Source organism: Mucilaginibacter sp. (assembly GCF_965225845.1).
In the GTDB taxonomy this organism is placed as follows: domain Bacteria; phylum Bacteroidota; class Bacteroidia; order Sphingobacteriales; family Sphingobacteriaceae; genus Mucilaginibacter.
On sequence record NZ_CBDDBL010000002.1, the window covers coordinates 1,854,669 to 1,867,449 of the forward strand.

Here is a 12,781-nt window from a genome sequence, read left to right on the forward strand (position 1 = left end):
GCATTTTAGAATTATTCTATTTAATTCAATTGGGTTGATTATTCCAAATCTTACTAAACCTATAGGGTATATTTGTTGCAGTACTTATCATACATAACATATGAATGATTTTATAGCCGCACGTTCGCAAATGGCCCTTTCGCTGGGCTTTCACATCATCTACTCCTGCATCGGTATGGTTATGCCGGTTTTTATGGCAATATCAAACTATAAATATATTAAGACTAATAACCCGCTTTATATGCACATTACCAAGGCATGGAGCAAAGGTGTAGCTATATTTTTCGCAACAGGTGCGGTTTCCGGCACTATGCTTTCATTCGAATTAGGCTTATTGTGGCCTAAATTTATGGAACATGCAGGCCCTATCTTCGGCATGCCGTTTTCTTTAGAGGGTATCGCATTTTTTATTGAAGCGATCGCACTTGGCTTTTTTCTGTATGGCTGGGACAAGTTTAATAAATGGTTTCATTGGTTTACCGGAATTATTGTTGGTGTGAGCGGAGTTATATCGGGCGTACTAGTAGTATCGGCAAACTCATGGATGAATAGCCCTGCCGGGTTTGATTATGTTAATGGTCAATACACTAATATCGACCCGATAAAAGCCATGTTTAATGCTGCCTGGTTTTCCGAAGCATTGCACATGACCATAGCTGCATTTGCGGCCACGGGCTTTGCGGTTGCAGGTATACATGCGTTAATGATCTTCAGGAAAAAGAACATAATTTTTCATACTAAGTCATTTAAAATTGCAGTTGCATTTGGTGCGGTGGCGGCAATATTACAACCGTTAAGTGGCGATCTATCGGCCAAAGGAGCTGCACAACGCCAGCCAGCAAAACTTGCTGCTATGGAAGCACATTTTCATACAGAACCGTACTCTGATTTGTTAATCGGCGGTTTCCCGGACACTGTCAGCAAAAAAGTTAATGACGGAATAGAAATACCCGGATTATTAAGTTTCCTGGTTTATGACAATTTAAAAACGCCCGTAAAAGGTTTAGACCAGATACCTAAAAAAGACCAACCTAATGTGCCTGTTACTCATTATGCTTTTCAGCTTATGGTAGCTATCGGCATGTTTTTGCTGTTGATAGGCCTGCTGTACTTTTTTGCTTTATGGAAGAAAAGAAGTTGGCTTATTAAAGGCTGGTTCCTTAAATTATTTATTGCAGCAACGCCACTCGGTTTTATAGCAGTTGAGGCTGGCTGGACTGTTACAGAGGTTGGGCGGCAGCCATGGATAATACAAGGTGTTATGCGTACAAGCGAGGCTGTAACTCCTATGCCTGGAATACATTATTCTTTTTACCTTTTTACAATTGTTTATTTTACGCTAAGCCTTGCTGTGGTATTTTTGCTTATCAGGCAGATAAAAATGGTTCCTAAGTTGTATGATGTTAATTGATATGATATGCTTACTGTAGTTATTCTTTACTTATTTTTTGCTATACTACTATATTTTTTGTTGGGTGGAGCTGATTTTGGCGCGGGTATAATTGAGCTTTTTACATCAAATAATAACAAAACACGAACACGCAGAACAATGTATGAAGCCATCGGCCCAATATGGGAGGCAAACCATATGTGGTTGATTATTGCCGTGGTGATATTATTTGTAGGGTTTCCTACAATTTACAGCAATATGTGCACCTATTTGCATATCCCTTTATTAATTATGCTACTTGGTATTATAGCTCGCGGCACAGCGTTTTCCTTTAGAAATTATGACGCTATAAAGGATGATAAATGGCAGGATTTATACAACCACATTTTCGTTTACTCTAGTTTTATTACACCACTTTTCCTTGGAATTATTGCCGGCAGCGTTATTTCAAGGCAAATAGACCCCAACGCGACCGATTATTTAAACACCTATATTTTTAGCTGGTTAAATTGGTTTTCCATTGCTGTAGGCTTTTTTACGGTAGCGCTATGTGGCTTTTTAGCAGCAATCTATCTTATCGGCGAAGCTAAAGAACAATTTGACGTTACACGCTTTATCAAAAAGGCGGTAATTATGAATGCAGCAGCAGTTGCCTTTGGTGGCCTTGTATTTTTAGCTGCTGAAGTTGAGAACGTGCACTTGGCTCATTGGATATTCGGTAACCCGGTGAGCTTGATAGCTGTTATAGCCGCATCGGTTTCATTGGTGTTATTATGGTATTTATTGAATAAGGGCAAAACAAAGGTCATCCGGATACTGGCCGCGTTCCAGGTGAGTATGATATTATTATCTGTTGGATACAGGCATTATCCGAACATAATCATGGTAAAAGGTGGAAATAATTTATCTGTACTTAAAGATCATGCACCAATGACAACCATAACAGATCTTGGTTGGGGATTGTTATTAGGCAGCTTAATGATATTGCCAGCATTAGGTTACCTATTTTATAGCTTTCAGCGAAAAAATAACATTGTGTAAATATTTGGATTGATATATTTACCGCACAACATTTATAACATGAAAAAAACTATTGCTATTGATATGGACGGCGTAATTGCTGATATAGATACCCATTTTATTAACTGGTACGAACGTGACTACGGTATTAAAGTGTTACCTGAAAATATACTTGGCCTTACTGCTGCCGAAGCATTCCCGGATGGTGCTGTAAGAAAATTTGTTTATACCCCTGGTTTCTTTTTAACAGCCCCGGTTATGCCCGGTGCCGTTGAAGCACTAAAAACATTATCCGAAAGCTTTGAAATATACATTGTATCAGCGGCAGTTGAGTTTCCGCAAAGCTTATCGGAAAAGTTAGAATGGTTAAATATCAACTTCCCATTCATTAGCTGGAGAAATATTGTTTTTTGCGGGAATAAAAGCATCATCAATACTGATTTTATGATTGATGATATGATCATGAATCTGGATACCTTTAAAGGAGAAACATTAATGTTTAACTCTATTTTTAATTACAATCACAATCATCACAGAAGAGTTCATACGTGGCGAGAGGTAGTTGAGCTAATGAAAGATAAAGCTTAAAAACAAAGGATGCAGACTGATCAGTCTGCATCCTTTGTTTATTACATTTTACGCTAATTATTCTTCAACCCAATTTGATGACCAGTGTAATTAGTTAAATACTCATTATTAATAAAAAACTCAAGACTGAATATTGTACGGATATCACCGGTAATACTTGGATTTTCTACTTCAGTAATATCGGTTGTTGAAGTTGTCGTGTAGCTATAAGTAAACCCTTCTGTGGTTTTTAATGTTATTGTAGTACTAGCAGGCAATATTCCGGTGCTTGCCGCTTTATTTTCAATAATTGATATTTCAGGAGTACCGGTATCAAATAAAAAATTAGCTGAGATCGTATTACCGTTGTAAGTTATTGTCCCCGGTACATCTGGTGAATATCCGTCTACGGAAGTATAAGTTTCATTATGCATAACAAAACCAGATGTTGATGCCAAGTCGGCCTTTGTTAAACCCAATGTAAGTATATTTTGCTCATAGACACCATTACTCGTAAAATCTGTACTTACCATCTTTGCTAATTTAAATCCATTGGTTAATCCGGTGCCTGGTTTATAATAACTTAATGGACTAAGTATTAAATTGCTTGCGTAGCTATATTCAGGGCTTACGCCAAATATATCCGCCGAGTGCGAAGGTAATTGTGTTTCATTAGCAGTATTACCATTTTTAACATCAAATATGGCATAGTATAAAAATATTGGCACCCGTTTAATAAGGAGGCCATTTGAATTATTACCGATAGTTATATTGGCATAAGCCACATTACCCTTAACTTGAGTTTCGTCGGTATTATCACCATAATCCATTTCGCTTTTGGTTGAAGTAATGGTTATTCCATCAACAACCAGTGAATCTCCGCTAAAAACAAATCCGTTTTTTGTAATTAATGAATCAGGGAGAATTCCTTGCGCATCAATTGCCAAACCTGCTGAACCTGTATCAAAAACCTCATCGTAATTAACAGTCTGGGTTCCGATTTGAGTTAACGGAATAAATATGCGATAATTTGTTCCGTCGCTATATTCAAATAATCCCAAGCTTACTGGTGCGGCGTCAACAACAGGCTTTGTCGTCGATGTTTTATCCTTTTTACACGAGTATATCACACTAATAAATAAAACTAAAGCTAAAACCTGAAGGTATTTTTGCATGTATTTGTTTTTCATATTATAATTGACATGATGATTGGCTTTGTTTAATTGGTATTGTTAGCAAATATCAACTACCAATTAAGTAATTATATTACATTATCGATTAACATTACTTTTCTCTCGATAAAATTAAGTTTCTTTTTATTCTTTTGACTGATTTTACGTTGAATATTTTAAGATGTTACTGTTAAAACAGCATCCACTAATAAATCTGTCTATAATTTACGGTCTATCAAAAAATTAACGATATTAGTCTTAGATATTTTAATGCTGTAATTTAATTATGACAATTAAATGTACATCCTTTATAATTTATCACTGTACATTTGCTTAACACTGTTAAATGATTTAATGGAGTAAACAAATGGGAAGCAAGGATAGAATATTACGATTAAAAGAAGAAACCAGGTGTAATATACTGGATGCTTCTTTACAAATTGTAAAAGAAGATGGATGGCAAGCTTTAAGTATGCGCAAAATTGCAGACAAAATTGAATATACTGCTCCCATTATCTATGAATATTTCTCAAATAAAGAAGCTATTCTACTTGAACTAACACGCAAGGGTTATTTGATTTTAGCAAAAGATTTGCAGGAAGCAAAGGATAAACACCGGTTGCCGGCCAAACAGCTGGAAGCTATGTGGGTTGCTTACTGGAATTTTGCTTTTGAAAATAAAGAACTTTATCAAAGTATGTTCGGCATAACTACAAATTGCTGCGAAATGGTAAATAATTTACCTGAAGCAGATATGCCATGGGATATCTTTACCGAAGTTATAGGTGAACTTATCGGGGAAACAGATATGGAATCTGAGATCATCTGTAAAAAATATTACACCTTTTGGTCTGTTGTACATGGCCTTATATCAATCAATCTGTTAAGCAGAGGATTCTCTGACGAAATGAACCGAGATGTTTTAAGAGATGCGATAACCGGTATTATCACAAGAATAAAAGAATAATTTTCTCAATGGCAGATATCGCCATCTGTTAAGAATATCAAAATTAAAAACACAATTACTATATATTAATTAATAAAATGAAAAATATAATACACAGTTTTTGCCATTTGGTTAACACTGTTAAAAAATCTAATGGCATTAAATCGTATTTATGGTATATCACTATGAGTGCCAGCTATTTTATAGGGAAATTAATGAGAATACTAAACTACTAACATCAATCCAATCTATCATATATTAACAGATCTACTAACTTAAAATTTAAACAACACATCATGAAACGAATTATTTTAGGGCTTATAGCTATCACAGCATTATATAGTTGCTCGCCGAAGCAGCAACAGGCAGGTGCCCCACCTGCTCCAACACTTCCTGTAGCTACTGTTGCAACCGGAACTGACACTACTTACCAGCAATATCCCGCATCAATAGAAGGAACGGTAAACATAGAAATCCGCCCGCAGGTAAGCGGCTCGTTAGATAAAGTATTTGTTGATGAAGGTGCTTATGTAAGTGCAGGTCAGCCAATATTTAAAATAAACGATTTACCTTATCGCGCCGCTTTAAACAATGCGCTTGCAAGCATGCACGCTGCCGAAGCATCGGTTGCCAATGCGCAATTAGAAATTGATAAATTAACGCCTTTAGTACAAAACAAAGTTGTATCTGATTATCAGCTTAAAACTGCTAAAGCAACTTACGATGTTGCAAAAGCTAACGTTGAACAGGCAAAAGCAAATGTAAACACAGCTCAAATTAACCTGGGTTATACCACTATAAAAGCGCCGGTAAGCGGTTATATCGGTCGCCTTGTAAAAAAACAAGGGAGCCTTGTTGCGCCAAGTGATGTTGACGCTTTAACATTGTTATCTGATGTGCATAACGTACACGTGTATTTTTCTTTGGGAGAAAAGGATTTCATTGATTTTAAAGAGCAATATCCGGGTGAAACCCTTAAAGAAAAATTAAAAAACCTGCCGCCGGTAACGCTCCTATTGGCTGATGCAAGTTCATACGGCCAACAAGGCAAGATCGACATGATTGACGGACAATTTGATAAAACTACCGGAGCAATCACACTGCGCGCAAACTTCCCGAATGCACAGGGTTTATTACGCTCCGGCAATACCGGTAAAGTTCAACTGAGCCTGGTGCATAAGGATGCTTTATTAGTGCCGGAATCGGCAACGGTTGATATGCAAGATAAAGTATTTGTATTTACCGTAGGTGATAGCAGCAAAGTAAAAAAACAAGCTATTACTATTGTTGGCAAGAGCGGCGATAATTACCTGGTTAAAGACGGTATAAAAGTTGGCGACCAGATTGTATTGAGCGGTGTTGACAAGTTACAAGAAGGAATGGTTATCCAACCCCAAAAAGTTACAGACAAAACTGTAGCGACTGTAACTAAATAATTATTCATACACATAATTTAAGAAATCATGTTTAACAGATTTATAGAAAGGCCTGTACTCGCAACTGTTATCTCCATTTTGTTGGTGATAGTTGGTGTGATCAGCTTAACGAAGCTACCCCTTGAGCGCTTCCCGAATATCGCTCCCCCGTCGGTATTGGTTTCCGCGGTATATCCGGGCGCTAATGCCGAAACCATCCTGCGTTCCGTTACCCCTTCATTAGAAGAAGCGATTAACGGTGTGGAAGATATGACCTATATGACCTCTACTGCCAGTAATGACGGTACACTTAGTATTACGGTTTACTTTAAACAGGGCACCAATCCCGATCAGGCAGCGGTTAATGTTCAAAACCGTGTTTCACAGGCAACAAGCCAGTTACCGGCTGAAGTTATACAATATGGTATAACCACTACCAAACAACAAAATAGCTTTATTGGCGCTATGGGTATTTACTCCGAAGACTCTAAAAAATACGATGCGACCTTTGTAAATAACTATGCACAAATCAATATTATCCCTGAACTTAAACGTATCCAGGGTGTAGGGTCTGCACAGGTATTTGGTGGCATAAAGGATTATTCCATGCGTGTTTGGTTAAATCCTGCTGAATTGGCAGCTTACAAAGTTACACCCGCCGAAGTTACGGCAGCTATACAGGACAAAAACCTTGAAGCAGCTCCCGGCAGATTTGGCGAGCAAAGTAATGAAGCATTTGAATATGTAATTAAATATAAAGGTAAGCTTACCACACCTGAGGAGTATCAGAATATTGTTATCCGTGCAAATGCTGATGGTTCAATATTACGTTTAAAAGATGTTGCGCGTGTTGAACTTGGGGCTTACAGTTATAGCAGTATAAACCGCTTAAACGGGCACGAAGGAATTACAATCGGTATTATACAATTATCCGGCTCAAATGCTAACCAAATACAAATTGATATTGATAAGCTGATGGCGAAATTATCAAAGGATTTCCCGGCAGGCATCAAATATAATCAGTTCTACCGTACCAAAACCGATCTTGACGAATCTATCGACCAGGTTGAACATACTTTAGTAGAAGCGTTTGTACTGGTATTTATTGTGGTATTTTTATTCCTACAGGATTTCAGATCTACATTGATACCGGCGATAGCTGTTCCCGTGGCTATTATTGGTACCTTCTTCTTCATGAACCTCCTTGGGTTCTCTGTTAACCTACTAACCTTGTTCGCGCTTGTGTTGGCCATCGGTATTGTGGTGGATGACGCGATTGTTGTAGTTGAGGCTGTGCATGCCAAAATGGAGCATGATCCAAAACTAACGCCTAAAGCGGCAACTACCAGCGCCATGAGCGAAATAAGTGGTGCCATTATATCCATTACACTGGTTATGGCGGCGGTATTTTTACCCGTTAGTTTTATGACAGGCTCAACAGGTATATTTTACAGGCAATTTGCATTAACAATGGCGATAGCTATTGTTATCTCAGCTGTTAACGCTTTAACTTTAAGTCCGGCACTTGCGGCATTATTTTTAAAGAATAAGCATGCTGTTGATGGTCATGATGCACCTAAAACAGGCTTTGTTGATAAATTTTATGCAGGCTTTAATGGTAGCTTTAATTATATAACCAACAGGTATATTAGTGGTATAAAAATCTTGATCGGTAATAAATGGATCAGTATGGCCGGGCTTGCCTTGGTGATTGCAATAACGGTTTTCCTGGTAGGCAGAACAAAAACAGGTTTTATTCCTACAGAAGACCAGGGTTTTGTGGCTATCGCAGTTTCAACTCCATCCGGAACTTCATTAGCCAATACCAATAAAATAATGAAACAAGCCGAGGCTCAATTAAACACCTTACCATCTGCAAGGTTTGTGATGTCATTGGCGGGCTTTAACTTTTTAACACTTTCAAACAGTCCGTCTGCAGGTCAGATCTTCCTGTTGTTAAAACCTAATAAAGATAGAGGTGCAGTTAAGAATATAGATGACATTCAAAATATTGTAAGGGGTAAAATGGCCGGAATACCTGGTGGTACATTTTTCGTATTTAGCTTTCCAACCGTCCCCGGCTTTAGTAACGTGGAAGCTCTTGATGTAATGTTGCAGGATAAAACAAATGGCAGGCTGGATAAATTTAGCGGAGTAGCTAATAACTTCATCGGGAAATTAATGGCGAAACCGGCAATCGCTTATGCTTTTACATCCTATAAAGCCGATTATCCGCAGTTAGAATTAGAAGTTGATGACCAGAAGGCTGCTCAACTTGGTGTAAGTGTTAAGGACATCCTGGCGACCATGGAATCTTACTTTGGTACATCCCAAGCATCAGATTTCAACCGCTTTGGTAAATACTACCGTGTAATAGTTCAGGCTGATGTTGCTGACAGGACCGATCCAACAGCTATTGACAAAGTTTTTGTTAAAAACGCTACGGGCGAAAGCGTACCTATCAATACTTTGGTTAAGTTAACCCGTGTTTATGGCTCAGAAACCGCGTCGCGTTATAACCTGTTTAACTCTATTGAGGTAAACGCTATTCCTAAACCAGGATATAGCTCTGGTGATGCAATTAAAGCCATACAGGAAACAGCGCAAGAACAACTGCCAAACGGTTATGCTTATGAATTCTCAGGCCAAACACGTGAAGAGATCTCATCAGGTGGTCAGTCAACTATAATATTTGTGCTTTGTTTAATATTTGTATATTTCTTATTAGCAGCACAATACGAAAGTTATATCCTGCCATTAGCTGTAATACTTTCAATACCTACTGGTATTCTTGGGGTGTTTGTGGTATTGGGCTTAACCGGAATCGAAAACAATATCTATGTACAGGTAGCACTTATCATGCTGATTGGATTACTAGCCAAAAACGCCATCCTGATTGTTGAGTTTGCTGTTCAACGCCGTAAAGCGGGGCACTCTTTAGTAACAGCTGCTGTTGAAGCAGCAAGATTACGCCTTCGCCCAATTATCATGACATCATTAGCCTTCGTATTCGGCCTATTCCCGATGAGTATTGCTACCGGTCCATCTGCACAAGGTAATCACTCTATCAGTATTGGCGCTGCGGGCGGTATGGTATCAGGAGTATTGCTTGGTCTATTCATTATACCTGTGCTGTTTGTCATCTTCCAGGGATTACAGGAAAAAGTAACTGGCGTACCACAAGCTATATTGCCACATGATATTAATGGACATTCGGTAGCCGAATTGCAAAATGAGTTTACTGCATAATTTAATCACGACAAGAAAATGAAAAAATATATAAACGGGTTGCTACTGCTGCTTTCCTTAAGCGCCTGTAAGGTGTCAAAAGATATTGCAACGCCCAAACCGGCATTGCCTGATAATTTCAGGAATGCTGCATTAACAGCTGATACCTTAAGTATCGGCGATATGCAATGGAAAAACTTTTTTAGTGATGCCACATTGCAAAATTTGATTGACAGCGCAATTAACCGTAATTACGATATGCAGCTGGCTGTTAAGAATATCGAAGCTTCCCGCTTGTTGTTCCGTCAAACCAAGTGGAACAACGTTCCACAGGTTGATGCTACTGTACAGGCAACTATTAACCGTCCATCAAACAACAGTTTAAATGGTCTTAGCTTAAGTTCATTTGGCGTAGGAAGTAGTGCTGCTGATGATTATACCTCTTACATATCACTCTCGTGGGAGGCAGACATTTGGGGTAAGATACGCAGCAAAAGCAAAGCTGCCTTAGCCGAATACTTATCAACCATCGAGGCTAAAAAAGCGGTACAAACTACTTTGGTAAATAATGTGGCGCAAGGTTATTACAACCTGCTGATGCTCGACGAGCAATTAAAGATTGCTCAAAGCAACGAAAGATTGAACGATAGTACACTGCGCATTATTAAACTGCAATACGATGCCGGTCAGGTTACTTTACTAGCTGTTCAGCAAGCCGAAGCGCAACTGCTAACTGCACAAAGCTTAGTGCCGCAATTCGAGCAAAATATCAAAATTCAGGAAGATGCGTTAAGTATACTGGCAGGCCGTTTACCGGGAGATATTAGCCGCAGCGCCACGCTGGATCAGTTCGAAGTGCCAGCAACCATTTCATCAGGGATACCATCATCTCTATTGGCTAATCGCCCTGATGTAAAAAGTGCTGAATATGCTATTCAGGAAGCCAACGCGAATGTTAACGTAAATAAAGCAGCAATGTACCCTGCCCTGCGCATCACAGCCAGCGGCGGTACAGATGCCTTCCGCGCGAGTGATTGGTTCAATATCCCATCGTCATTATTTGGGATAGTTGCCGGTAGCGTGATACAACCTTTGTTAGAGCATAAAGAACTACAAACCCAATACCGTGTAGCCGAGGTGAATCGTGATAAAAGCGTTATCCAATTTAAACAATCAGTTTTAAATGCCATAGGCGAGGTTAGCGATGCTTTAGTGAAAATAGATAAGCTAAAACAACAGCAAGTTATTGTGCAAAACCAGGTTAATACTTTAAACCGGGCTACTCAAAATGCAAATTTACTATTCCAAAACGGCTTGGCGACTTATTTAGAAGTAATAACTGCACAAAGCAATGTATTGCAAAGTCAATTACAATTAGCCAGTATTAAAAGAGATGAGTTAAGCGCTGTATCTGAACTTTACCAATCTTTAGGTGGTGGCTGGAGATAATTAGAAAGTTCATTTAAAACACAAAGGTCCTGCAGTAATTACTGCAGGACTTTTGTGTTTTAATCAGGATTTAAGATCATACAGCCTGAGTGATAAAATCTTTAAGTAAATACGAAGCCACTTTTTTTGCCTGGGTTCTCAGTTCAGGAACGGCGGTGCTTTCCCAAAGTATACCTTTTAACTGATTACCTATTACTGTTATATTAACTTTAATATCCCCGTTAATGGTTATTATATTTCCATTATCCGGGCAGGCATTAATTCCTAAATTGCAAGGACCCGGGCATATCCAGCCTTTTTTACTCAAGTTATTCAAAAGCAAATCATCAATTTTTCTAATGTCGGTTTCCGGGCCGGTGCAATTAACTACCCTGCTAAAAATAAATTCCTTTAGTTCCCCATCTATATTTAATGTTGTTAGCGCTTTATTACCTGACTCATTAATGGAAACGATTCTTCCTTTATGAGTAACCAATTTTCCGCTTTTAAGCAGATCTTCCATCCTGTTATATTGTTCAGTTGGGAGCCTGTGTCGCACTTTTTCCCAAAATGGCTTTATATGCCTGATAAATTGTTGCTTCTCAGTTAAATTAAATCCATGCCATAGCTTCTGTACACAGGGCCTCAAAGAATCAATAAGCGGATAAAAAGATTGATCAAGTTTTACAGCAATTTTTCGATGTTTATTAAACATTATCAACAATTGTAATAATGAATATTTATCATTATAGATATTATCTATAAATGGGTGTGAATATGCAATTTTGTTTTCTTTCCATGGTTTTAACCTATAACCATTAGGTGATATCGTATGAATTTTACCATTAAAACCATTATCTTCCAACCCGATTATTGTATCCACCGTTGTAAGCCCTGCGCCAATTATCAGTATATCTATTAAGTGATCCACGTTTGCCAAACATTTCTTGCTCCAGGGGTTGGCGTGGTATAAATTACTCTTTTCAAATAATTTACTTACTCCTTTGGGTAAACGCGGTTTGCCGTTTCCTGTTGCTAGAACAATTTTGTTAGCTATTACCTGAGTTCCGCCTTCCAATATTATTTTTAACAAGCCATTTACATCACAAATATCTTCAGCATAGTTATCGTGAAAACTGATGGATTTATTTATGTGCTTATTTTGAATAGCACTATCTAAAAGCGATGCCAAATATTCACCATACAATTTACGTGGTGAAAATTCATTGTGGATATTTTCGCTGAAGTTGAAATCAGGGTATTGCTTTTGCAACCATAATACATAATGATCCGGCATATCAGGAAATGCACTCATCCTGCCATTAGGAACGTTTAAAAGTAAGCTATCGGTATGTGGCTCATAAGCAACACCTTTCGCCAGTATATACCCCTTGTTTATAACATGAATATGTAAATTAGCAGATTTGCATTGTAATAAATGTATGGCAGTTAATACCCCGCAAAAACCACCGCCAATTACGGCAATAGATAAAGGCTGTTCATTTTTTTTAAAAGCCAATGATAGTTTTATTAGTTAAATATTATTTATAAAAGTATAATATAATAAGTTAGCCGCTCTAAGTTGAATATTATTGTTACAGTATATTAGTCAAAG

General features: G+C 38.1%; 9 protein-coding genes. 7 read left to right on the forward strand and 2 right to left on the reverse strand.

Features of this window, described 5'->3' with window-relative positions:
- Positions 1-100: 100 nt before the first annotated feature.
- The 3 genes from ACYZ0U_RS12255 to ACYZ0U_RS12265 are packed head-to-tail and all read left to right on the forward strand — an operon-like array spanning position 101 to position 2,998.
- Positions 101-1,411, forward strand: coding sequence for a cytochrome ubiquinol oxidase subunit I (locus ACYZ0U_RS12255; protein ID WP_461452618.1), 1,311 nt, complete (start codon positions 101-103; stop codon positions 1,409-1,411).
- 6 nt (positions 1,412-1,417) lie between these two features.
- The gene (locus ACYZ0U_RS12260; RefSeq protein ID WP_461452620.1) at positions 1,418-2,431 is read left to right on the forward strand and encodes a cytochrome d ubiquinol oxidase subunit II; all 1,014 of its coding nucleotides are present in this window, start codon (positions 1,418-1,420) and stop codon (positions 2,429-2,431) included.
- Between the two features lie 39 nt (positions 2,432-2,470).
- On the forward strand, positions 2,471-2,998 hold the full coding sequence (locus ACYZ0U_RS12265; protein ID WP_461452622.1) for a 5' nucleotidase, NT5C type: 528 nt from the start codon (positions 2,471-2,473) through the stop codon (positions 2,996-2,998).
- A 53-nt stretch (positions 2,999-3,051) separates the two neighbouring features.
- Here the strand turns inward: ACYZ0U_RS12265 and ACYZ0U_RS12270 are convergent, their stop codons facing one another.
- On the reverse strand, positions 3,052-4,152 hold the full coding sequence (locus ACYZ0U_RS12270; protein WP_461452624.1) for a hypothetical protein: 1,101 nt from the start codon (positions 4,150-4,152) through the stop codon (positions 3,052-3,054).
- A gap of 364 nt (positions 4,153-4,516) precedes the next feature.
- On the opposite strand from ACYZ0U_RS12270, the gene ACYZ0U_RS12275 reads away from it, so the two are divergent.
- The 4 genes from ACYZ0U_RS12275 to ACYZ0U_RS12290 all read left to right on the forward strand — a co-directional run bounded on the left by ACYZ0U_RS12275 (position 4,517) and on the right by ACYZ0U_RS12290 (position 11,187).
- Positions 4,517-5,116: a TetR/AcrR family transcriptional regulator gene (locus ACYZ0U_RS12275; RefSeq protein WP_461452625.1), complete on the forward strand. Its 600-nt coding sequence runs from the start codon at positions 4,517-4,519 to the stop codon at positions 5,114-5,116.
- A gap of 275 nt (positions 5,117-5,391) precedes the next feature.
- Positions 5,392-6,531 carry an efflux RND transporter periplasmic adaptor subunit gene (locus ACYZ0U_RS12280; RefSeq protein ID WP_461452627.1) on the forward strand — a complete coding sequence of 380 codons (1,140 nt, stop codon included), beginning with the start codon at positions 5,392-5,394 and terminating at the stop codon, positions 6,529-6,531.
- Between the two features lie 27 nt (positions 6,532-6,558).
- Positions 6,559-9,759, forward strand: a complete 3,201-nt coding sequence (locus tag ACYZ0U_RS12285) for an efflux RND transporter permease subunit (RefSeq protein WP_461452629.1) — start codon at positions 6,559-6,561, stop codon at positions 9,757-9,759.
- Between the two features lie 18 nt (positions 9,760-9,777).
- Positions 9,778-11,187 (forward strand): efflux transporter outer membrane subunit, encoded by a 1,410-nt coding sequence (locus ACYZ0U_RS12290; RefSeq protein ID WP_461452630.1) that lies wholly within the window; start codon positions 9,778-9,780, stop codon positions 11,185-11,187.
- Between the two features lie 76 nt (positions 11,188-11,263).
- Here the strand turns inward: ACYZ0U_RS12290 and ACYZ0U_RS12295 are convergent, their stop codons facing one another.
- Positions 11,264-12,685 (reverse strand): FAD/NAD(P)-binding protein, encoded by a 1,422-nt coding sequence (locus tag ACYZ0U_RS12295; RefSeq protein ID WP_461452632.1) that lies wholly within the window; start codon positions 12,683-12,685, stop codon positions 11,264-11,266.
- Positions 12,686-12,781 lie beyond the last annotated feature (96 nt).